This is a genomic window from Pseudozobellia thermophila, assembly GCF_900141855.1.
GTDB lineage: Bacteria > Bacteroidota > Bacteroidia > Flavobacteriales > Flavobacteriaceae > Pseudozobellia > Pseudozobellia thermophila.
In genome coordinates this window covers 1,088,427-1,111,967 of record NZ_FQYU01000001.1, presented here as the reverse complement: position 1 = coordinate 1,111,967, position 23,541 = coordinate 1,088,427, and the positions used below count along the sequence as shown (strand labels likewise).

Below are 23,541 nucleotides of genomic sequence, written 5' to 3'. Positions count from 1 at the left end.
GCTATCCAACCTATCGATAGTTAAGGGTGTGAAAAATCAGAAGTTGTAAACCACTTCCAAGTTATAGTCCTTTAAGGCCTTCTTGGCCTTGTCGAAATCTTGGGTAAACCCAAGAATATAGCCCCCGCCCCCGGAACCGCAAAGTTTGAGGTAGTATTCATTGGTTTCGATACCGCGCTTCCACAGTTCGTGGAACTTTGACGGTATCATAGGCTTAAAATTGTCGAATACCACGTGCGAGAGCTGTTTCAGGTTTCCGAAAAGCGATTTTACATCTCCCTTTACAAAGTCCTCCACACAGGCATCGGTATGCTTTATAAACTGATTCTTGAGCATGTTGCGAAACCCTTCGTGCTTCATCTTTTCCATAAAGATCTGCACCATGGGCGCGGTTTCGCCCGTCGACCCGCTATCCAACAAAAACACGGCCCCCTTGCCCTCGGTATTCTGTGCCGGAATACTGGTCGACTCTATATTGTCTTGGGAGTTGATCAAGATGGGCAGGCTCAAGTAACTGTTCAAGGGATCCAGCCCCGATGACTTGCCGTGAAAGAACGATTCCATCTTGCCGAAAATCTTCTTGAGCTTCAATAGTTTTTCGCGGGTAAGGTTCTCGAGTACGGTAATCTTGTCTTGGGCGTACTTATCGTATATCGCCGCGACCAATGCCCCGCTGCTCCCTACCCCGTAGCCCTGCGGAATGGAACTGTCGAAGTACATGCCGTCGGCCACATCGGCCTTTAGGGCGTCAAAATCAAAGGATACGAGATCCGGACTGTTCTTGTGGATCATTTCCAGATAGCCCGTGAACTCCCTGAGGCTTTGGTTCGATTCCTTGGCCATTTTCGAGGGATTCCCGCCCCGCTTTAAGGCGCCCTTGAAAAAATTATAGGGAATGGAAAGCCCTTTGGAATCCTTGATGATCCCATACTCTCCAAAGAGTAGGATCTTGGAATAAAATAATGGTCCTTTCATTATTAGTTTGATATCACGTGATGCAAAAGTACAAAATATACGGCTGATTGTTAAGGTCTTTGGCCCTTAACCGGTCATTTACCGCCTTAAAGGGTCAAAGAACACAAGGCCAAATTACGATAGGCCCTACACTTAATAAAAAATCCTTTATGCCATTTTTTCTTACTTAAATACGTTAAAAGCCAAGATACGGTTCTTTTTTGTGCCCTTTGGATGCCAAAAGCCGTCGCCTCCTTATAACCTTTGGGCACCAAGTCCCACCGAATCCTGTATGTATTGTCCGTTTTGGCAAAAGACGGCGAGTTCGTCCTTTATAAACCTTTCGATTTGGGCTTTCTCGTGTTCGGGATAGAGCACATGCACATTGGCCCCGGCATCGAGGGTAAAACAAACATTCAACCCGGTCGCCCTTCGAAAATCCCAGATCCTGTTGACAATTTCGAGGGTATTGGGCCTCATCAATATAAAATAGGGCATGCTGGTCATCATCATGGCGTGCAAGGTAAGGGCCTCGCTTTCGACCACGGCCATAAAGCCGTCGAGGTCCCCTTCGGCAAAAATGCTTTTCAACCTGCCCAGGTTATGGTGCGCCTGCTCGAAGCGCCGTAGTGCGAACGGGTGGTCTTTCATCAGGCCATGGCCGACGGTACTGCTCACCTGCTTTTCGCCCTTATCGACCAACAGAACGGTGTCTTGATAGTTTTTAAAGACCGAATGGACTTCCCCCGAAAACGGAACGCCATACAAATTCGAACTATGGGCCATTTCGTCATGGTCGCCCCATTCGACTATCGGCCCTTGGACGCTTCGGCACGCACTGCCCGATCCCAAGCGCGCGAGAAAAGAGGCTTTTTTTATAAAAAAACCATCGTCGATTGACGGGTCCAATTGTTTTTCCAAATCCATCAGGCATAGGGCCAAGGCCGACATACTGCTGGCCGACGAGGCTATTCCACTACTGTGGGGAAAGGAATTGGAGCTCTCGATAAGCAAATGGTACTGCCTTAAGAAGGGCAGGTACTTTTCGACACGGGCAAAAAAAGTCCTTATCTTGGGCTTGAACTCGTCTTTGGGCCTGCCCCCAAACCTAAAATCGAACGAAAAATCGGATGCCCCTTCGCCCAATTTCGTATAAGAAACGGAGGTTGTGGTCGCACAAACATCAAGGGTGAAGCTGATCGAAGGGTTGGCCGGAATCTGGTGCTCCCTTTTCCCCCAATACTTCACCAAGGCGATATTGCTGGGCGATTTCCAGCTTGTTTTTCCTGAATCCACATCATTTGGGTACCTTGAAGGAACAAAATCTGCCTCGGTCATTTCAATTCATTTTTGCAAAGATAGTTTTTAGCGCGTTCTATGAAAGGCAAGCGAATAAATCATTACTTTAGAATACAATTAACCACCCAATTGAAAAACAAAATTTTACATATTACCTATTCGGTAGGTATCTGTATGGCCATCGCCCTGTTATCGAGCTTCGTGACCCAAGGTTCGGTAAACGACTGGTACCTTACCCTGAACAAGCCCGATTTTACGCCCCCAAATTGGGTATTTGCCCCGGTTTGGACCCTTCTGTACATCAGTATGGGGGTTGCTGCAGGCATTGTGTGGACCAAGGGGTTTTACCACCTCTGGGTCAAGACGGCCCTCTATCACTTTGCCTTTCAACTGCTGTTGAACGCCGCTTGGAGCATAGTCTTCTTCGGATTGAAGGAACTGTTTTGGGCGGTAATCGTTATCATCTCCCTGCTCATCCTCCTCATATTCACCATTCGCTGGTTCAAAGTGGTAAGCAAACTGGCCGCCTGGCTTTTGGTCCCCTACCTTCTATGGGTCTGTTTCGCCGCCGTATTGACCTATAGGATATGGGAATTGAACTAGACCGGGCTAGCCCGACATTTCAACCAACCTCGAGAGGGTCTTGTAATTGCGGGTAGTGGCCCCCACCTTCAATTTGCGCTCCACAAGGTTGTTGTTCAATCTTGCCTTGCCATACCCCCTTCCACAGTTTAGGTAAACGCAATTCGGGGTACAGTAAAACGCCTCGTTGTCGTACGTTTCGGAGTCGAAGGCCTTCCTTGATTCCGTGTCGGGCCGGTCTTTCAGCAACACAAAGTAAACCTGCCCTCGTGCCCCTTCCCCCTCCATGGCAAAGGGGTTGTTTTCCAGGATCGCGATCAGCTCTTCGCGCAACTTCACCAAAACGGGCACCTCGAAACCAAATACTTCAAAAATGGCCGTTTCCATGCGCTTCTCCAATCCCGTTTTGTCGGTCGCACGGGAAGTAAAGACCACATTGCCGCTCTGAATGTAGGTATGTACATGGGCCAATCCGATATTCCGAAGGACCTCGCGCAGATCGGCCATGGGCATTTTTTTTCGGCCGCCGATATTTATTCCCCTTAAGAAAGCGATGTACTTGGGCATGATCAAGAATTTGCCAGGGCCTGGGCGACCATATAGCCCCCCGTCCAGGCGTTTTGGAAGTTGAAGCCCCCCGTTATGGCATCGACATTGATTACCTCGCCGGCAAAGTACATGCCGGGCACGATTTTGCTTTCGAAGGTCTTAAAATTAATCTCCTTTAAATCGACGCCACCTGCGGTAACGAATTCTTCCTTGAACGTACTCTTGCCCTCGATCTTAAGTTCGCATTCGGTGATCTGGGCAGCCAGGGCCTCCAACTTTTTTTTGCCCAGGTCGGCCCATTTATCGGTTTTTTGGATGCCCGACGCCGACACCAGGTTGATCCATAATCTTCGGGGTACGTCGACCGCCTTGGTACGCACTACGGTTTTCTTGGCCTCTACCTCCTTTATCTCCTTCAAGAGTCCGAGCAAGCCATCGAAACTGTAATCGGGCAGCCAATTGACCCTGATCTTGAAGCGGTAGGCCATTTCGTGCAACACCCTCGCCCCCCAAGCCGATAGCTTCAAAATGGCCGGACCGCTCAGGCCCCAATGCGTTATCAAGACCGGGCCGTCGGAAGTGAGCAGGGGCTTTTTGGAGACCTGGCTTTTCAATCGTGTGGTTACCTTGAGGTCTACCTGACGGTTTTCAAACACATCGACATTGGCATAGGTACTTATGCCCGGTATTCCGGCAATACGCTTATCGCTGCAGTTAAATGTAAACAACGACGGCACCGCAGGTTCGATGCGGTGCCCCAATTGTTCCAACATCTTCCATATCTTGGGGTTGCTTCCCGTGGCCAAAACGATTTTTTTACAGGTATAGGAATGCTTGATGGTGGTTACCCGCCATCCCCTGTCTTCTTCCGGCCCTTCTTCTTGACGTTGGATATCGGTCACCGCACTGTGCCGCAAGACCTTAACCCCCAGACGGTTGACTTCGGACAAAAAACAGTCGATAATGGTTTGCGAGCTATCGCTTACCGGAAACATCCGGCCGTCCGGTTCAATTTTCAGGTCAATTCCCCGCTCTTCGAAAAAAGCCATGGTATCGCCACAGGCATAGGAATGGAAAGGCCCCAAAAGTTCCTTGCCGCCCCGGGGATAGTTCTTGACCAGTTCGGATGGGTCGAACTCGGCATGGGTTACGTTGCACCTACCGCCACCCGACACCTTTACCTTGCCCAAGACCTCCTTGCCCCTTTCGAGAATACCTATCTTTAGGTCGGGCCGCGCTTCGGCAAGATGGATCGCGGTATAAAAGCCCGCGGCCCCGCCTCCGACAATAATTACATCGAACATCAGTCGATCCGTTCAGGATAGTTCGTAATGATACCGTCAACCCCGAAATCCTTCATTTTTGCTATATCTTCGGGGTCGTTTACCGTCCATGGATAAATCTTCAACCCTGCCTCCTTTATCGCCTTACTGTTCTCGGCCGTGAGTCTTTTATAGCTGGGATTAATAGCCTCTGCACCAAGTTCCCTGGCCACGGGAATGGCCTCTACGGGGTCTTCGCCGGTCAGCACCGCAATGGGTATCGTCGCATTGGCCGCCCGCATGGCACGCAGTTCATCCCATCGAAAACTGGAAATAATGAAATCGGACAGTTTCCATCCCTTATCGTCGGTATATTCCCCAATGATCCTATTTACGTCTTCAGCGGTATCGGCGCCCTTGAGTTCGATATTCAGGTCGACCCGTGCATCCATCAGGTCCAGCACCTCCTGCAGCGTAGGGATGGTATGCCCGCCTTCCAATTTCAGTTTTCGAAGTTCGGGGAAGGAAAAGGATTCGATATCGCCCTTGCCATCGGTAAGCCGGTCTACCTGGTCGTCGTGAAAGACCACGATTTCGCCGGACTTGATCTTAAAGACATCGATCTCTATCATGTCCACATTAAGGTCAATGGCACTTTGAATGGAAGCGAGGGTGTTTTCGGTCTCGTGCCCCATGGCCCCCCTATGCCCAATGACGATGGGTTTCTTCTCTTTCATACAGCTTGACAGGATTAAAATTAAAGTGGTCAAAAAAATGCTTGGTCGTAAGATCATAATAATTTAATTCAGTTTAAATATAAAGGATTCGAGCGGATTTACATCGACCCTGACCCTGGCGATACCGCTTTCCACATTGAGTATTCCTTGGTTTCCGTACAGTACGTCCTTAATCGTATAATCCCCATCGGCCAGGTTCCATTTTTGTACCAGGTCCTCGGGAAGTGCGAGGTCAAAACCGAACCAGTCTTCCGCATGGAAATTACAAACAACGATCAATTTTTCATCGTCGTGCCACCTGGCATAGGAAAGAACGTGATGGTTATAGAACTCGGTATGTTCACGGTTATAAAAATGGATGTCTTGATATTCGCCCATCAAGGCCTTGCTCGAAACGGTAAAAGTCAGCAATCGCTTGTAAAAATCCCTTAAATTGGCCTCTTGGGCCGACAACTGTCCGCCATCGAATTTCTTGTCGTTCACCCAACGTTGAAAATGCGGTACCCCGACGTAGTCGAAAATCGAGGTCCGTCCGGGGCTTCCAAAACCGGGATTCTCGGCCGCAGGCTCCCCGACCTCTTGTCCGAAATAGATCATTACCGGCGACGTGGTCATGGTCGCCGAAACCACCATGCCCGGTTTGCCCTTTTGAGCGTCTCCCAACAAATTAGGACTGGCCATACGGAGTTCGTCGTGGTTCTCCAGAAAATGGAGCAAATGGTGCTCGATATCGTCGCTTCCTTTTTTTACAACGGGAATGTGGTCCGTCCACCCGTACCCCTTCATAATATGCAGTAGCGAATCGTACATCTCCACCTTGTCGTAGAGGTAATCCATTTTTCCCCTGCGTATAAAGTTGCGGTACTCGTTGGGGTTGTACACCTCTGCCATTAAGAAGGCATCGGCCTTGGTCATTTTTATATGGGAGTTCATATAGCTCCAGAACTCAACGGGCACCATTTCGGCCATATCGTAACGAAACCCGTCGACGCCCATGGCCAGCCAGTACAGGGCGATATCCTTGAACTTGACCCAGGAGTCGGGCACCGACCTCCCTTTCCAGAAGGCATAGTGCTCGGCATACCCTTTATGGCCGTAATCTTCGGGAAGCACATCAAAATCGAGGGAACCATCGGGCCGGACCCCATAGTTGATTTTAACGGTTTCGTACCAATCGTTAAAGTCGGGCTGTGCCAAGCGCGACCCGTTGCCCGTCCATTTAGCGGGTATTTCCTCGAACTTCCCTTCCAAGGGATTTTTTTCGCCGCCCAAGGGCAAATACCCGTCCCTCCATTCGGGTACTTTGAACGCTTGGCCCGGAATGTAGTAGAAGTTGTTGTTGCGGGCATATTCGACCGAGGTATCGTCGCCGGCCCCAAAGGGCTCCACCCCCTCCGGCGTAGACTTACCCTCGTAATTGCGGGCCACGTGATTGGGTACGATGTCGATAATGACCTTGAGCCCGGCCCTATGGGTACGTTTTATCAAAGCCTTGAATTCTTCCAACCGCTTTGCGGGGTCATCGGCCAAATCGGGATTCACGTTGTAGTAGTCCTTAACCGCATAGGGCGATCCGGCCCTCCCTTTGACCACTTCGGGATAATCGTTGGAGATACCGTAGGCCGTATAATCGTTGACAAGCGCATGGTGGGGAATACCGGTATACCAGATATAGGTGACCCCAAGGTCTTTGATTTCCCTTAAGGCCTTCGGGGTAAAATCGGAGAATTTGCCCACCCCGTTCTCATCGATGGTCCCCCACGGCTTATTGGTCGTATTGGTGTTGCCGAACAATCTTGTAAACACCTGATAGACTACGTCTTTATGATTTTTTTTCACTTTCTCCTAAATTCTTGGATTATCGGCCTGTTCAAGATACCCTAACCTCGACTTTTTTGCCCGGTACCAATTCAAGGCCCTTTTTGTTCACTAAGATAGGGACGATTTCTTCCCCGGTGATCTCGAACTCGGTCACCTCTTTTTGCACACAGACCTTTATAATACTGTTCCTGAAATTGACATTGAACGAATACGACTTCCACTGTTCGGGTATCCTGGGGGAAAAAGACAGCGTATCGTCGAGCACCCCCATCCCCCCAAAACCTTCAACAATGCTCAACCACGTTCCGGCCATAGAGGTAATATGGAGTCCCTCTTCGACCTCCTTGTTGTAATCGTCAAGATCTAAGCGGGAGGTCCGCAGGTAGAACGTATAGGCCTGTTCGGTCCGGCCCAATTTGGCCGCCAGGATGCTATGGACGCAAGGGGACAGGGAAGACTCGTGAACGGTAAAGGGTTCATAGAAATCGAAATGCCGTTCCAATTCCTCCTCCGAAAAGTGGTCGCCGAAAAAATAAAAGCCCTGCAAGACATCGGCCTGTTTGATGTAGGGCGAACGCAAAATGCGGTCCCAGCTCCATTTCTGGTTGATCGGCCGTTGGGACGAGGGGAGCTCCGCAACGGTCAACAATTCTTTGTCGAGAAAGCCATCTTGTTGCAAAAACAATCCCCTTTCCTCTTCATACGGAAAGTACATGTTATCGGCCACCTTTTTCCATTGCGACACTTCGTTATCGCCCAGTTTGGTCTTGCCCACGACACGACGGTAATCATCGGGAAAACCTTCCTTGACCTTGCGCAATTGGGCTATCGTATAATCTATGCACCACTTGGCCAAATAGTTGGTGTACCAATTGTTGTTTACATTGTTCTCGTATTCGTTGGGCCCAGTGACGCCCAAGATGACATACTTGTTCTTCAGTTGTGAAAAATTGGCCCGTTGTCGCCAGAACCGGGCAATGCCGATGAGTACCTCCAAGCCCATTTCGGGTATATAGGAGTAATCGCCCGTAAACCTGCAATAGTTGTAAATGGCAAAGGCGATCGCCCCGTTCCTATGGATTTCTTCAAAGGTAATTTCCCACTCGTTGTGGCACTCCTCCCCGTTCATGGTCACCATGGGGTATAGGGCCGCCCCATTGGAAAACCCCAGTTTTTGGGCATTCTCTATGGCCTTTTCCAGATGGTTATAGCGGTACTTTAGCAGATTGCGGGCCACCTTTTGGTTTTTGGTCGCCATATAAAAGGGAAGGCAGTAGGCCTCGGTATCCCAATAGGTGCTGCCGCCGTATTTTTCGCCCGTAAACCCCTTAGGTCCGATATTCAGGCGCGAATCGCGGCCAAGGTAGGTCTGGTTCAGTTGAAAAATATTGAAGCGGATGCCCTGTTGGGCCTTCACATCGCCCTCGATGGCTATGTCGCTCATTTTCCAAATTTCGGCCCAGGCCGATCTTTGCCGTTCCAGAAGGGTATCGAAGCCCAGTTCCAAGGCCTTTTTAAGCGTCGTTTTGGCCGCTTGTACCAGCTCGTCGCCATGGTGGTTGCGATCTACGGTATATCCCCCGAACTTATGGAGGGCCAAGATCTCTCCCTTTGCCAACTTATGGGCGTACCTGTGACCGACCCACTGTTCCTTCTTTTCCACTTCAGGGAACACATCCACCAAGTTCCCGTTCAGGAACAATTGGGACTGCATAAAGGTGCAGGTCTTAAAATGGGTTTTCATGGTATGTGCCTGGATGAAGCCCTGTCTTTCTGTCGAAACAACCTCGGTCGTGTTCCAGAATTTATCGTCCCAATTGGAATCTTCATTGGTCACCCCACTGTCCAAATAGGGCTGAAACCCGATATCCAAATCGGCGTCCAAGGCCTTGATCTCGTATCTAATGGCGCCCAGTTCATCCATATCCAAACTCAAAAACCTCAGCACGCCCACCTCTATATGGGCATCATTGGGCAGCAGGGCCGAAAAACTTCGCTTGTACCACCCTTCCTTCATGTTCAGTTCCCGTCGGTAGCCGCTCACTTCCTTACAGGTATTCAGATCGAGCACCTCGCCATTTACCCATACATTGATACCGATCCAATTGGGAGCGTTCAACACTTTGGCGAAGTATTCGGGATAGCCATTTTTCCACCAGCCCACCCGGGTTTTATCGGGGTAGTAGACCCCGGCAATATAGCTGCCTTGGAACGTCTTACCGGAGTAGACCTCCTCAAAATTGGCCCGTTGGCCCATGGCTCCGTTACCGAGACTGAAGATACTTTCCGAAGATTTGACCCTTTCACGGTCGAAACCTTCCTCTATAATCGACCAGGGCGATGCCTTTATATAATCTTGATTCATACTATCGTTTTCTTATTTCTTTGGAAGAATAGTTCGACACCCGGGACTTCAGTACAACTTCGTAAAGTTCGGGCTTATCCTGAAATTAAACGTGTTAAAAAATCGCTATCAATTTCGGTGAAGTCCCTAAAATTATAATCGGCTTCGCCAAGAAGCTCCTTATCACCTATTCCTATACTGACCATACCGGCATTATTGGCTGCCTGTATGCCGGCCAAGGCATCTTCGAAGACCACACAATTCGCAGGATCGACCCCCATTTGCCGGGCCCCTATCAAAAACACCTGGGGATCCGGTTTGGCCTTGGTAACACTGTTGCCGTCGACCAGTACATCGAAATAAGGCAAAAGCCCTACTTTTTCCAAAATAACCTTGGCATTTTTACTGGCCGAACCCAGGGCGGTAGGTATTTTTCTTTCCTTTAGAAAATTGAGCACCTTGAGAACGTCGGGAAGTATTTCCGACTCGTCCATGTTTTTGACGTAGGCCAAATAATCTTCGTTCTTCCCGACCATCCATCTGTCGAACTGCGCTTGGGTGGCTGTTATGTTGCCGATCTCGAGCAATATCTCAAGGCAGCGCCGTCGACTGACCCCCTTGAACCGTTCGTTTTGTTCGGGTGTAAATTCAAAGCCCAGTTCGTTGGCCAGTTTTTTCCAGGCCAGGTAATGGTACTTGGCCGTATCGACGATAACTCCGTCAAGATCAAAAATAAAGCCCCTAATTTTCATAGCATGGTATTAAGAGGTTATTGAGACAAGAATTCAGGGCAAAGGTGATAGATCAATTTTTCGTCGACTCCCGTTCAATGATCGTGGCCTCGACAATATGGGTGCGATAAGCCTCTTCGTCGTTTCCATCGATTTCGCGCTCCACCCGATCGATCAACATTTTTGCGGCTTCCTCACCCATGGTAACCCCGTGCTGGGCCACTACGGTGAGTCTTGGATTGGAGTACCGCGACAAAAGTCCGTCGGTAAACCCGATAAAGGATATATCTTCCGGAATCTTCATCCCCCGTTTTTTGGCAACGGACATACACTGTATGGCAAAAATTTCATTAACGCTCAAAACGGCGTCGACGGCCTCCCTTTCAAAAAAATCGTTGATCACCTCTTCCTTTATATCGTCATAGGGCAAAACCAGTACCAGATTATCGTCTAGCTCGATACCGTACTCGGTGAGAGCCTGTTTGTAGCCCTCGGCCCTCTTTTCACTTACGTTGAAATAGCTCTCGGTGGTCGCCAGGGCAATTCGCTTCCGCCCTTCTTCGAGCAACTTCACCGTAGCCTTGTAAGCGATCTCCCTGTCGTTGAGAATCACCTTGTCGCAATCGATATCGTCGGTAACCCTATCAAAGAGAACCAAGGGTATACCTTGGTCGACCACCTCCCTTAGGTGGTTGATATCGTTCTTTTGCTGGGTCTCTGCGGAGAGTGACATAATGAAGCCATCTATACTGCCGTTGTTCAGCATTTCCATATTAATGACCTCTTTGTCAAAAGACTCGTCGGAAACACAGATAATTACGTTGTAACCCTGCCCGTTGGCGTACTTTTCGATTCCACGGAACACGGTGGTGAAGAAATGGTGGACAATATCGGGAATGACCACGCCGATATTTTTGGTCCGTTTATTCTTTAGACTAACCGCAATGTTATTGGGCTTATAATTATACAATTTGGCGAAGGCCTGGATTTTTTCCTTGGTGTCGACACTTATCTCCTCACTGTTTTTCAAGGCCTTCGACACCGTCGAAATCGATACGCCAAGTTCACGTGCTATATGTTTTAATGTAATCTTTTGTTTCATTGCCCATTTTGTATAAGTGAAAATAATGTTAAAACTATAGAATACCTGAAAATAGGACTTTTTTTAACAAAAATCGGGCTACGTATATAATATAACATTACTTTTCCTACGAATACAAAATGCTTTATATTTGGACCGGTTATGCAATTATTAACCAATAGCCATTTCAAATAGTAATTAAGCATTTTAAAGCGTATATACTAAGAATTGCCCTGTTTTAAAAAAGTTATTAACACGAAACCGTTTTCGTAACCTTCAAAAAGTCCAAATTCTTTTTTTAACATTCATTTTATATATTTTTAACTTTTGAATTAAATTTCTAACTCAACTCTAAAATTATTTCTTTATGAAAATTACATTGTTAAAGAACCTGCTAATGCTCGGGGCATTCCTATGTCTTGGACTGGCCCAGGCACAAGAAATATCGGGAACCGTTTCCGATGCCAGTGGCCCGCTTCCGGGCGCCAGCGTTGTCGTAAAAGGGACTACCAATGGCACACAGACCGACTTCGACGGAAACTACACGATTTCAGGAGTCGAAGACGGGGCGGTTCTGGCCTTTAGCTATATCGGATACAAGGGACAGGAAATTACCGTCGCCGGGCAATCGACCATCGACGTAGTACTCGAGGAAGATGCCCAAGCCTTGGAAGAGGTGGTGATCGTCGGTTATGGCAGCCAGCAGAAAAAGGAAATCACCACGGCAGTAACCAGCGTGAGCTCCGAAGACTTCAACCAAGGTACGGTAAACGACCCCACGCAATTGCTTCAAGGTAAGGTGGCCGGCCTTACCATAGTCAACAAAGGGGGCGACCCCAATACCAACGGAACCGTTCGGCTCAGAGGTATTTCGACCATTGGGGGCAACCAAGAGCCCTTGGTCGTGATCGATGGGGTATTGGGCGGTTCGTTGAACAACGTCGACCCGAACGACATCGAGAACATTACGGTACTAAAAGACGGTTCGGCCGCCGCCATCTACGGTACGAGGGGGTCCGCCGGTGTAATTTTGGTGACCACCAAATCGGGTAAAGTGGGCCAGCCCTTGCAACTGACCTATAACGGGCAGTTTGCCACTTCGAGCATCGCCAACCAAATCGACATCATGAATGCCCAAGAGTTTTTGGCCACAGGCGGGAACGACCTGGGCAGTGATACCGATTGGGTCGACGAGGTTACCCAAACCGGGTACTCGCACGTACACAACATTGCGGCGGTCGGAGGTACCGACGATGTTGCCTACCGGGTTTCCGGGAACTTTAGAAAATTGGATGGGATACTTTACAACTCGGGCTTCAAGCAACTTAATGCCCGTACCAACCTGACGGCCCGGCTTTTTGACGACAAGTTGAAGGTAGACTTCAATTCGGCGCTGACAAGAAGGGACAGCAAGTACGGGTTCAACGAAGCCTTAAGGTATGCAATAACCTATAACCCTACCGCCCCCGTATACGGCAAGGATGCCCCATTCCCCTTCGCCTCAAGCCAATACGGCGGTTTCTTCGAGACCTTGGGACTTTTTGACAGTTTTAACCCCGCGTCCATAGCGCGTCAAAGCCAAAACGACGCTACCACCAATACGATCAACTATAGTATGAACTTTAACTATAGGTTAACGGATAACCTGGCCGCGAACGTAAATTTTGCGACGCAGAATATCAAAAAAAACCGGTCGCAGTACTATCCGACCACGGCCTTGTATTTGGGTAATGCGGTTAGCCCCACCACTAGGGGCCTGGCTAACTTTTTGACCGAAGAGACCCGCTTCGACCTTTTTGAGGGCTATGCGACCTACAACAACACCATTGGTGAGGACATCAGCTTTACGGTCACAGGCGGTTATTCCTTTCAGGAAACGGACTACAACAATGTATTCTTTCAATTGGGGGATTTTCCCCCAGGGGTCAGCTTCGATTTTAGGAACAGTATCGAAAGCTCACAAGACCTTTCGGAAGCCGGTAGAATTACCGCGAACAGTGACAGGCGCGATGGCGACCGTATCGTGGCCTTCTTCGGGCGACTCAACGCTACCTTCGACGACGCCATTTATCTGAATGCCTCACTAAGGAGGGAAGGCTCCAGCCGCTTTGGTTCAGAGAACCAATGGGGGCTTTTCCCGGCCGTTGCCGTCGGTGCCGACTTGAACAAATACCTGGAACTCGACAATGTCAACCTCTTGAAGGCAAGGATCGGATACGGTGTTACCGGTGCGATTCCTCCAGAAGTAGGACTCTTCGCCACCACCTATGCCCTCAACCCGGGAACCAGCGGATCCGACGGATCCAGTACCGGCCAAGGAAACAGGGCCCCCAACCCCGACTTGAAATGGGAAGAAAAAGCCGAACTTAACTTCGGTGTTGAATTTGCCACCGACCGCTTATCGGCCACCTTGGACCTATACACGCGAAACATCGATGACTTTATCAGTCTTGTAAATGTAGATGCCGCCTTGTTCGGTGGGATCGATACCCGTTACGAGAATGCCGGTCAGCTCAAAACCAACGGTCTCGAATTCACCGTCAACTACGACGTGGCGAAAAAAGAAAATTTCTCCTATAACACCGGGTTGATTTTTTCGACCTATAAAACCACTTTGGAGAAGAACCCACAAGGCGACCAAGTAATCGCCAACCTAGGTTCCCCCGGCCAAAACAACACCAGTGTGATCCTAGTCCGGGAAGGCGAGGAAGTCGGACAGATTTGGGGACCTGTATTTACCGGGGAGGTCGATGCCAATGGCACCCCCATTCTGGAAGACGTTAACGGCGATGGCGAGGTCATAACCGATCAAGGCAAGGCCCTCGACGACGATGTTGACTTCGAGGTACTCGGAAAAGGCCTTCCCGATTTCGAATTGGGATGGACCAACCAGGTTACCTTTGGCAATTGGGATGTCAACGCATTTTTTAGGGGGGCATTCGGCCATAGCTTGGTAAACACCTTCCGCGCGTTTTACGAACCCATCATCGGTTCACAGTCGTCTTACAACTTTATGAACACCAAATACGCCCGTTCCGACATCAAGACCGCCCAGTTTAGCTCGTATTACGTTGAAAAGGCCGATTTCCTCAGGCTCGACAACCTATCGGTGGGCTATAACTGGAATATTGACAGCGACCATATCAAAGACATTCGCATTTCCTTGAGCGGACAAAACCTGTTTACCATTACCGGTTACTCGGGAACCGACCCCGAGCCCGTACTCCAAGACTTTGGTGATAACAATAGTGCCAACGGAGAGATAGTCGTTACCGATGGTGCCGTAAACACGGGTACGGCCAACCCCTTGGCCCCTGGCATCGATAGAAGGAACAGTTATTTTACCCAGACAACCTTCACTTTAGGGCTAAACATTAATTTCTAAAAAAATACTATGAAACGATTATTTAAAATAACTTTTCTCAGTACCCTGCTCATAGCATTTTCGTGTACTGACCTTGAAGATGAATTGGAAGATTCGTTTACCGAAGACAAGCAATTTTCGAACGATGGTGTTTCCGCTGGTGGTGGCGATAGTGGTGGAGGCGCCCTCTTGGCCCCCTTTAGTCGGCTCAGGGCGGGATCTGCAGGAAATACCGGTTTCTTTGCCGTCAATTCGGTAACGGCCGACGACATGGCCGTAACCCAAAAAGGCGGTGACTGGTTCGACGGGGGTATATGGATCCAACTACACCGACATACCTACGGATCGACCCACGATCGCATCAACGAGCTCTGGAACGATTCCTACGCAGGTATCGGGGAATGCAACACCTCATTGCAAAGCTCACTTACCCCCAACCAAACCGCTCAGGTTCGGGCTTTGCGAGCGTATTTCTACTGGCGCCTGCTCGATGGATTCGGTCGCGTGAAGATCATTACCTCCCCTGGCGCCGACGCACCGCAATCGGAAAGGGAAGAAGTATTCGAGTTCGTTGAAAGTGAACTCTTGGATGCCCTCGGCATTCCTGCGGTAACGGCAAGCATGGACCTATCGGGAAGCGCCCTTACCACCGACATTTCCAACTATAGGATCAACCAATATGCCGCATTGGGCATATTGGCCAAACTCTACCTAAATGCGGAAGTGTACACAGGAACCCCTAGATGGGAAGAAGCCCAATGGGCCGCGGAATATATTCTCGACAACAGTCCATATCAACTTTGCGGCGAAGGCTGTTCCGTACCCAACCTGGCCAAAAGACCGGGTGTGGACAGCGACCCCGAAACCCTTGAAGGCTATGCAGCCGTTTTTGCGCCCAACAACGAAAACAACCCCGAAATCATCTGGGCCATCGAATACGACGAAACAGGGGCGGGAGGCATGAACTTCAACATGATGACCCTGCACGGACCAAGCCAGCTTACTTGGGGCTTGGACGAACAGCCATGGAACGGCTTCGTAGTATTGGAGGAGTTCTATAACAGTTTCGAGGAAGACGATCTCCGCCGTGAGGCCAACTTCTTGGAAGGCCCCCAAACCGATTTCAACGGAAATCCCTTGCTCGACTATGCGGCCGACGACGACGACCTTGTCATCAATTACAAACCGGCAATCAATGAATTGGAACCCAATGCCATACGCGATGGAGGGGTACGGATGAAAAAGTTCAGTTTCGCCCTTTTTCAAAGATCGAATATGAACAACGATTATCCTATCGTACGGTTGGGAGACGTACACCTTATGCGCGGCGAGGCCTTGGCCCGCGCCCAAGGCGATTGGAATTTGGCCCTACCCGATGTCAATGCCCTAAGGGACCGTGCAGGCCTGGGACCATTGACCTCGCTTGACGCCGACACTTTCTTGGCCGAAAGGGGCAAGGAAATGTTCCAGGAATCAAGCCGTAGGATAGACCTCATCCGATTCGGAAAATACGAAGACACTTGGTGGGAAAAAACAGATGCCGACCCGGCAAAACGATTGTTCCCGATTCCACAGGCACAAATCGATGCCTCCGATGGCACTTTAACACAAAACCCAGGTTACTAACACAAAAGGTTTTATAAATTACGGGGTTGTTCAAACGAGCAACCCCTTTTTTAGCTTCTTTCCGACAATGAGATGGTTTTTTGGTATTTTCTTGGTATCTCTCCTTTCCTGCTCCCGGCAAACGCCTAAAAAGGAACAAAACCTTTTTACCTTAAAAGAACCAGCCCAAACCGGTGTTTTTTTCGAAAACGCCCTGACCTATAGCGAGACGTTCAATCCCTACCTCTATCGCAATTTTTACAATGGTGGCGGCGTAGCCGTCGGAGATGTCAACAACGACGGCCTTGAAGACATCTACTTTACGGGAAACATGGTCGACAACAAACTCTTTTTAAACAAAGGCGGTTGGAAGTTCGAGGAAATTGCGAACAAGGCCGGGGTGGCATGCCCGGGCGTATGGTCGACAGGGGCGACCTTTGTGGATATCAATGGCGACGGCCTATTGGACCTTTATGTTTGCAAATCGGGAAAGCCGGAAGGCGAGAATAGGCACAACGAACTTTTTATCAACAACGGGGACCTTACCTTTACCGAAGCTTCAAAGGAGTACGGCCTCGATATAAACGGACTTTCCGTCCATGCCGCTTTTTTCGACTATGATAAAGACGGTGACCTCGATGTTTACATTCTCAACAACTCCCTTAAGTCGATCGGGGGCTTCGACCTTGTCAAAGACCAAAGAAAGATACCCGACGAACAGGGAAACGGCAACAAGTTCTTTAGAAACGACAATGGAAAGTTTACCGACATAACCGAAAAAGCCGGAATCTATTCGAGTAAAATCGGCTTCGGGCTAGGCATTACCTTGGGCGATTTCGACCAGGACGGCTGGACGGATATTTTCGTTTCCAATGATTTTTTCGAACGCGATTACCTCTACATCAACGACCAAAAGGGAGGCTTTACCGAAGCCCTTGAAAACTATTTCAGTTCCATCTCCATGGGATCTATGGGGGCCGATATGGCCGATCTGAACAACGACCTCCTGCCCGATCTCATCGTTACCGAAATGCTTCCGGAAACCGATGAACGACAAAAGACCAAAACGGTTTTCGAATCTTGGGACAAACACGCCCTCGCCGTTAAAAAAGGCTACTACTACCAGTATCCCAGAAACGTACTTCAAAGAAATTTGGGCCGCAAGATGTTTGCCGAAGTCGGACGCCAGGCAAAGGTAGCGGCCACCGAATGGAGCTGGGCAGCCCTAATTTTTGACATGGACAACGACGGTCTTCGCGATATTTTCATAAGCAACGGCATCTATAAAGATTTACTCGACCGCGACTACCTCAATTTTGAGGCCGACCAGAAAACAGTAAGCAGCAGGATCCACAACCAAGAAAAGAACGTTATTACCAAACTTATCGATGCCATGCCCTCACAACCCGTGGCCAATAGTGCCTTTCATAACCTGGGAAGCTTCAATTTTGAAAACAAAAATACCGCCTGGGGACTGGGCACCCCTTCGTTCAGCAATGGTAGCGCCTATGCCGACCTTGACAACGACGGCGACCTCGATCTCATACTGAACAATGTAAACATGCCTTCGTTTATCTACGAAAACAACACCGACACGCTTACCCACAGAAGCTTTCAACTAAGCCTATCGCAACCCGACGGCAATTCGAAAAGCATAGGGGCCAAGGCAGTGATTACCTATGGCAATGGGCAAAAAAGCTATGCCGACAATTTTGTTTCACGCGGGTTTCAGAGCAGCGTTACATCGACCCTGCATTTTGGGGTAGGTAATACCAGAACGATAGACACCCTTCACATCGAATGGCCCGACGGCACGGTCCAATTGCTGACCGACCTGCCCACGAACCGACCCCATCACATTGAACACCCCGGCTCGGCCCACCCCACTCCCAAGTTGACAAACCCTGTGACAAACCTTCCTTCCCTGCAAAAAATTGAACCCCTGTTTCAGTTTGCCCATAAGGAAAACCGATACATAGACTTTAACAACGAACGCCTGTTGCCCCAAATGTTCAGTAACGAAGGTCCCGCCTTTGCCTCCGAAGACATGAACAACGACGGTGTTCCCGATTATTTTCTTGGAGGGGCCAAGGGCCAACCGGGACAGCTCTTCGTATCGGGGCCCAACGGATATCGCGTGGTACAGGCCCCCTTTGAACCGGATCAAGGTTCGGAAGATACCTGTGCCGTGTTTTTTGACGGGGACAACGATGGCGACCTCGATCTATATGTGGGCCATGGCGGGAGGGCATATTCACCCTATTCGACCGACCTGCACGATTCCTATTACCAAAACGAGGGCGGCACCTTCGAAAAATCAAATCAGGCCCTTCCCTTTTCGAAAAGTATAAGTACCTCCACCGTTATCCCCCAAGATTTTGACCACGACGGAGATATTGACCTCTTTATAGGGGAACGCTACCATACAAGCACGTATGGACTTCCGGGATCGGGATACCTTCTTAAAAACCAGGGCCAGGGGAAATTCGACATCGCCCAGACCTTTACCGACATAGGTATGATCACCGATGCCGCATGGATAGACCTTAACAGCGACGGATGGGAAGATCTTATCGTTGTGGGGGAATGGATGGCAATCAAGGCGTTTATCAATTACGGGGAAGAGGGCTTTAAGGAGGAATCGGAAACTTATGGGCTGACCGGAACACAAGGCCTATGGACGGCCTTGGGCTTGGTCGACGTGGACAACGATGGCGATCAGGACGTAATTGCCGGAAACATAGGGCTCAACAATTTCTACGAGGCCGACATGAGGATGTTCATCAGCGACTTTGACGGCAATGGGTTTAAAGAACAGATCCTATGCAAAAAGAAAGGCGATGCCTATTACCCCATCGTCGATAAGGACGAACTGATTTCCCAAATCCCGTCCCTTAAAAAGAAACTTTTGTATTATAAAGACTATGCCCAAGCCCATATGGGATCTCTTTTTAACAAAGAAATACTCGACCAAGCGGTCAAACGGGACCTAAAAATTCTAAAAAGCCTTATTTTGCTCAACAATGGTGGTACATTCACCATTCAAGATTTACCCGACGAAATACAATACGCCCCGATATATGCCATCACGGCCGAAGACCTTAACAACGATGGTATAGCCGACCTTTTCCTGGGAGGCAACCAATTTTATGTCAAACCCCAGTTCGGGAAATATGACGGCTCAATGGGATGGGGTATCTTGGGTCCCGTTTCAAGAAATTCGGGCGAAACAGAGGTTTTTCCCTTACGAATCAAGGGACAGATCCGATCTTTAAAATGGTCAAAACTGAACAACGAACCAATTTTAGTAGCAACAATAAATAATGACAGCACAGAATTTTATAGGTTTATCGAAGATTAGAAAGGCCTTTGGTATTCTTTTTATTTTGGCGACCGTAAGTTGTTCGGAATCGGAATACCGACAGCTGGTCAAAAAGGAAATGGCCTCGGGGGCCATACACGATTCCCTTATGTTCGACATGCATTTCGGACAGACCAAAAAACAATTTTTCGATCAATGCTGGAAGCTCAACAAAAAAGGATGGGTCAGGCAAGGCCCGAACAATCAATTCGTCGAGTACAAACTACCGTTAAGGCAAGACCAAAGCCTTAAAGACGCCATCACCCTCTTGTTTTACGGCATTTTCGACGAAAGCGACCTAATGACCGGTATGGATTTGCGGTTTTCGTACGATGGCTGGTCGCTATGGAACGAAAAACTACAATCCAAGGAACTGGTCCATGCCGTAAAGGACTCCCTGAAAAAATGGTATCCCGGCAATGATTTCAAGTTATTGAACATGCCCGGCGATACGACACCCGTATATGTAAAGATTGATGGCAACAGGCGTATCTTGATCCAACCCCTCGACGACTCCCGGACTGTAAAAGCAAAAATTGAAGATTTAAGATTTTTATTGGACAAATGAAAGTGCTAAAAAAAATATCGGTACCATTTATCTGCCTTTTTATGCTTAACTGCAGTGAAGAAAGCAAAAAACAGCAGCCCCGCCCCCTGGAAATTTTTCAATTATTGGATGCGAAAGCGACCGGAATCCATTTCTCCAACATGCTTTCCTACGACAATGCCTTTAATGTATACACCTATCGGAACTACTACAACGGCGGTGGTGTTGCCATCGGCGACGTCAACAACGACGGCCTTCCCGATATCTACTTCACGGCCAACCAACAAAAAAACAGGCTCTACCTGAACAAGGGAAATTTCACTTTCGAAGACGTGACCGACAAAAGTGGTACCGCCGGCAACAAACCCTGGTCTACCGGCGTATCGATGGCGGACATCAACGGTGACGGATACCTCGATATCTACGTTTGCAACTCGGGAGACCTCAATGGTGAAAACAAACAGAACGAACTTTTTATCAACAACGGTGACTTGACCTTTACCGAACGTGCGGCCGAGTACAACCTTGACGACAAGGGCTTCTCTACCCATGCCTCCTTTTTCGATTACGACAAAGACGGCGACCTCGATGCCTATATACTCAACAATTCCTACAAGGCCATTGGCGGTTTTGACCTCAAAGTCAATGAACGCCATAAACGGGATGCCCTGGGAGGCGACAAGTTGATGGAAAATAGGGAAGGCAAGTTCGTAGACGTTAGCGAAGAAGCCGGTATTTACGGCAGTGTCGTGGGCTTCGGCCTTGGAGTGACCGTTGGCGATGTCAATAATGATGGATGGGAAGACATCTATGTATCAAACGATTTTTTCGAACGCGACTACCTTTACATCAATCAACAAAACGGCACCTTCAAAGAGTCATTGGAACAGCAAATTACCGCCACAAGCGGGGCATCCATGGGCGCCGACATGGCAGACATCAACAACGACGGATTCAACGACATATTCGTTACCGAAATGCTTCCCTCCGACTACGAACGATTAAAAAGCGTAACCACCTTTGAAGACTGGAACAAGTACCAATTAAAACTGAATACCGGGTATTACCACCAATTTACGCGCAACACGCTTCAGGTGAACAACACCAACAATTCGTTCAGCGAAATTGGCCGGTTGAGCGGCGTCGAAGCGTCGGACTGGAGCTGGGGCGCCCTGATCTTCGACATGGACAATGACGGTCTCAAAGACCTGTTCATAGCCAATGGCGTATACCGCGACCTAACGGACCAAGATTACCTGCAGTACATATCTAACGAAGAGATATTGAAATCGATGATTGCCAACGACACCCTCAACTACGCCAGACTTATCGATATCATCCCTTCGAACAAGGTGAAAAACCACGCCTATAAAAACTTGGGAAATCTTGAATTCAAGACCTACGATACCTCCGGCCTTAGAACCGAAAGTTTCTCCAACGGATCGGCCTACGGAGACCTTGACAACGATGGCGATTTAGACTTGGTGGTAAACAACCTCAATATGGAGGCCTTTATATATAAAAACAACACCATCGATAGGCAAAAAGGCCATTACTTGAAACTGAACCTAAGGGGAGAAGGTAAAAACACCTTTGCCATCGGCTCGAAGGTGGTTCTTGAGGAAGAAGGCATCACCATTGAAAACCAACCGGTACGGGGGTTTCAATCCAGCATGGACGTACGGCCCAATATCGGACTTCCATCGGCCAGGCCCGTAACGGCAAGGGTAATCTGGCCCTCCGGAAAAATAACCGAACTGACGAATATAGCCGTAGACACCACATTGACCCTCTTTGAAAAAGACGCAAGAGAAGGCGATCACGACCGAAAAGAAGATAAAAAACTGTTTGAAAGAACCGGTTCGACCATCGATTTTGTTCACCGTGAAAATCGATTCGTCGATTTTGATCGCGACCGGTTGCTCAACCATATGTGCAGCACCGAAGGCCCGAGAGGTCAAATGGCCGACGTCGACAACGATGGCCATCCCGATATTTTCCTTGGAGGTTCAAAGGGCTACGCCCCTGCCCTCTTACTGGGCCATGCCAAGGGTTTTTCCCGAAAGAACAGCACCGATTTTGAAAAGAACAGAAATTCCGAGGATGCCGAAAGCCTTTTTTTCGATGCCGACAACGATGGCGACCTCGATTTATATGTGTGCAGCGGAGGAGTGGAATTCTCACAGAGTTCATCGGCCTTTATCGACCGGTTGTATTTCAATGACGGAAAGGGGAATTTTAAATTATCGGACCAAAAACTCCCCACCGGAACCCGTGTCCACAGTACCTCTACCGTAACCGCCTCCGATATCGATGGCGATGGCGATATGGACCTGTTCGTCGGTGAACGCATTGTTCCCCTTAAATACGGTACGGCATGTTCTGGTTTTATTTTGGAAAACGACGGAAAAGGAAACTTTAAGGAAGTTACCGCCGAACGGGCTCCCGCCCTAAACGGTATTGGTATGGTCACCGATGCCCTATTTGCCGACATCGACAACGACAATGACGAAGACCTCCTCATTGTCGGGGAATTTATGGGCATTGAAATTTTCATTAACGACCAAGGCAAGTTCACCCGTCGAACCGATGGCGCCCCCTTTCGGGCCAAGGGTTGGTGGAACACCATTGAAAAAGCCGATCTTGACGGGGACGGCGACCCCGACTTTATCGTGGGCAACCTGGGCCTGAACAGCAGGTTCAAAGCATCGGAAGACCGCCCCGTTACCCTATTTTCGAAAGACTTTGACGGCAACGGTTTTATCGACCCCATTTTGGCCTTCCGCGGTGAAAACGGAAAAGACTACCCCTATGCCCTTCGCCACGACCTAACGGCGCAAATAAAAATGTTGACCAAAAGGTTTCCCGATTACAATTCGTTCAAGGATGCCGACATCTCGACCATCTTCAAGCCTGAGGAGCTTCAGGGGGCAGATACCCTGGTCGCCAATACCTTTGCCTCGGTAGTATTGATCAACGACGGCAACCTGAACTTCAGGGTTCAACAGCTACCCGTCGAAGCCCAGTATTCGACCGTATATGCCATCGCCGCACACGATTTCGACGCCGATGGCGACCTCGACCTAGTGCTCGGTGGCAACCTATACGGCGTAAAGCCCGAAATAGGGCGCTACGATGCCAGTTATGGGACATACCTCGAGAATTTGGGCAATATGCGGTTCAAGGCGATAAAAGACGGCAATGGCTTTCAGCTAAAAGGCCAAGTCCGAGATTTCTTTATTGCGAAAAATCAACTCATTGTAGTACGTAACAGCGACTCGCTCGCCCTATTTAAATTTTAAAA

General features: G+C 49.0%; 15 protein-coding genes. 6 read left to right on the top strand and 9 right to left on the bottom strand.

The genetic code is table 11. From position 1 onward, the window contains the following. Window positions 1-36: 36 nt before the first annotated feature. Complete coding sequence (locus BUB37_RS04635; protein ID WP_072989187.1) at window positions 37-975, bottom strand: mevalonate kinase family protein; 939 nt, start codon at window positions 973-975, stop codon at window positions 37-39. Window positions 976-1,209: 234 nt separating this feature from the next. Beyond that, complete coding sequence (locus BUB37_RS04630) at window positions 1,210-2,292, bottom strand: diphosphomevalonate decarboxylase (RefSeq protein WP_072989183.1); 1,083 nt, start codon at window positions 2,290-2,292, stop codon at window positions 1,210-1,212. A 135-nt stretch (window positions 2,293-2,427) separates the two neighbouring features. On the opposite strand from BUB37_RS04630, the gene BUB37_RS04625 reads away from it, so the two are divergent. Beyond that, window positions 2,428-2,856 (top strand): TspO/MBR family protein, encoded by a 429-nt coding sequence (locus BUB37_RS04625; RefSeq protein ID WP_397459876.1) that lies wholly within the window; start codon window positions 2,428-2,430, stop codon window positions 2,854-2,856. A 6-nt stretch (window positions 2,857-2,862) separates the two neighbouring features. Here the strand turns inward: BUB37_RS04625 and BUB37_RS04620 are convergent, their stop codons facing one another. The 7 genes from BUB37_RS04620 to BUB37_RS04590 form a co-directional block, all read right to left on the bottom strand. Continuing rightward, on the bottom strand, window positions 2,863-3,402 hold the full coding sequence (locus tag BUB37_RS04620) for a DUF1697 domain-containing protein (RefSeq protein ID WP_072989177.1): 540 nt from the start codon (window positions 3,400-3,402) through the stop codon (window positions 2,863-2,865). A gap of 2 nt (window positions 3,403-3,404) precedes the next feature. Further along, a complete protein-coding gene (locus tag BUB37_RS04615; RefSeq protein WP_072989174.1) occupies window positions 3,405-4,688 on the bottom strand; it encodes a BaiN/RdsA family NAD(P)/FAD-dependent oxidoreductase in 1,284 nt (427 codons plus the stop codon). Further along, window positions 4,688-5,383, bottom strand: coding sequence for a glycerophosphodiester phosphodiesterase (locus BUB37_RS04610; RefSeq protein ID WP_094766527.1), 696 nt, complete (start codon window positions 5,381-5,383; stop codon window positions 4,688-4,690). Before BUB37_RS04610 ends, BUB37_RS04615 begins: the two co-directional genes overlap by 1 nt. A 63-nt stretch (window positions 5,384-5,446) precedes the next feature. Then, complete coding sequence (locus tag BUB37_RS04605; protein ID WP_072989165.1) at window positions 5,447-7,222, bottom strand: alpha-amylase family glycosyl hydrolase; 1,776 nt, start codon at window positions 7,220-7,222, stop codon at window positions 5,447-5,449. Window positions 7,223-7,253: 31 nt separating this feature from the next. Then, on the bottom strand, window positions 7,254-9,569 hold the full coding sequence (locus tag BUB37_RS04600) for a glycoside hydrolase family 65 protein (RefSeq protein WP_072989162.1): 2,316 nt from the start codon (window positions 9,567-9,569) through the stop codon (window positions 7,254-7,256). Between the two features lie 74 nt (window positions 9,570-9,643). Next, window positions 9,644-10,300 (bottom strand): beta-phosphoglucomutase, encoded by a 657-nt coding sequence (pgmB, locus tag BUB37_RS04595; protein ID WP_072989158.1) that lies wholly within the window; start codon window positions 10,298-10,300, stop codon window positions 9,644-9,646. Window positions 10,301-10,352: 52 nt separating this feature from the next. After that, window positions 10,353-11,381 (bottom strand): LacI family DNA-binding transcriptional regulator, encoded by a 1,029-nt coding sequence (locus BUB37_RS04590; RefSeq protein WP_072989155.1) that lies wholly within the window; start codon window positions 11,379-11,381, stop codon window positions 10,353-10,355. Window positions 11,382-11,727: 346 nt separating this feature from the next. On the opposite strand from BUB37_RS04590, the gene BUB37_RS04585 reads away from it, so the two are divergent. The 5 genes from BUB37_RS04585 (at window position 11,728) to BUB37_RS04565 (ending at window position 23,539) form a co-directional block, all read left to right on the top strand. Then, a complete protein-coding gene (locus tag BUB37_RS04585; RefSeq protein WP_072989153.1) occupies window positions 11,728-14,745 on the top strand; it encodes a SusC/RagA family TonB-linked outer membrane protein in 3,018 nt (1,005 codons plus the stop codon). A 9-nt stretch (window positions 14,746-14,754) separates the two neighbouring features. Continuing rightward, on the top strand, window positions 14,755-16,350 hold the full coding sequence (locus BUB37_RS04580) for a RagB/SusD family nutrient uptake outer membrane protein (protein WP_072989150.1): 1,596 nt from the start codon (window positions 14,755-14,757) through the stop codon (window positions 16,348-16,350). Window positions 16,351-16,417: 67 nt separating this feature from the next. Then, window positions 16,418-19,690: a VCBS repeat-containing protein gene (locus tag BUB37_RS04575; protein ID WP_072989148.1), complete on the top strand. Its 3,273-nt coding sequence runs from the start codon at window positions 16,418-16,420 to the stop codon at window positions 19,688-19,690. Then, entirely contained in the window at window positions 19,653-20,258 is a 606-nt protein-coding gene (locus BUB37_RS04570) for a hypothetical protein (RefSeq protein ID WP_072989146.1), read from the top strand. The genes BUB37_RS04575 and BUB37_RS04570 overlap by 38 nt, the downstream gene beginning before the upstream one ends. 41 nt (window positions 20,259-20,299) lie before the next feature. Further along, entirely contained in the window at window positions 20,300-23,539 is a 3,240-nt protein-coding gene (locus BUB37_RS04565; protein ID WP_244526728.1) for a VCBS repeat-containing protein, read from the top strand. The last annotated feature ends 2 nt before the right edge of the window (window positions 23,540-23,541 follow it).

Bases quoted from the DNA above. Each gene is read 5' to 3' on its own strand.
- BUB37_RS04590 (WP_072989155.1), bottom strand. From the start codon at position 11,381: ATGAAACAAAAGATTACATTAAAACATATAGCACGTGAACTTGGCGTA.
- BUB37_RS04580 (WP_072989150.1), top strand. From the start codon at position 14,755: ATGAAACGATTATTTAAAATAACTTTTCTCAGTACCCTGCTCATAGCA.
- BUB37_RS04575 (WP_072989148.1), top strand. From the start codon at position 16,418: ATGAGATGGTTTTTTGGTATTTTCTTGGTATCTCTCCTTTCCTGCTCC.
- BUB37_RS04630 (WP_072989183.1), bottom strand. From the start codon at position 2,292: ATGACCGAGGCAGATTTTGTTCCTTCAAGGTACCCAAATGATGTGGAT.
- BUB37_RS04565 (WP_244526728.1), top strand. From the start codon at position 20,300: ATGCTTAACTGCAGTGAAGAAAGCAAAAAACAGCAGCCCCGCCCCCTG.
- BUB37_RS04635 (WP_072989187.1), bottom strand. From the start codon at position 975: ATGAAAGGACCATTATTTTATTCCAAGATCCTACTCTTTGGAGAGTAT.
- BUB37_RS04585 (WP_072989153.1), top strand. From the start codon at position 11,728: ATGAAAATTACATTGTTAAAGAACCTGCTAATGCTCGGGGCATTCCTA.
- BUB37_RS04570 (WP_072989146.1), top strand. From the start codon at position 19,653: ATGACAGCACAGAATTTTATAGGTTTATCGAAGATTAGAAAGGCCTTT.
- pgmB (WP_072989158.1), bottom strand. From the start codon at position 10,300: ATGAAAATTAGGGGCTTTATTTTTGATCTTGACGGAGTTATCGTCGAT.
- BUB37_RS04610 (WP_094766527.1), bottom strand. From the start codon at position 5,383: ATGAAAGAGAAGAAACCCATCGTCATTGGGCATAGGGGGGCCATGGGG.
- BUB37_RS04625 (WP_397459876.1), top strand. From the start codon at position 2,428: ATGGCCATCGCCCTGTTATCGAGCTTCGTGACCCAAGGTTCGGTAAAC.
- BUB37_RS04620 (WP_072989177.1), bottom strand. From the start codon at position 3,402: ATGCCCAAGTACATCGCTTTCTTAAGGGGAATAAATATCGGCGGCCGA.
- BUB37_RS04615 (WP_072989174.1), bottom strand. From the start codon at position 4,688: ATGTTCGATGTAATTATTGTCGGAGGCGGGGCCGCGGGCTTTTATACC.
- BUB37_RS04600 (WP_072989162.1), bottom strand. From the start codon at position 9,569: ATGAATCAAGATTATATAAAGGCATCGCCCTGGTCGATTATAGAGGAA.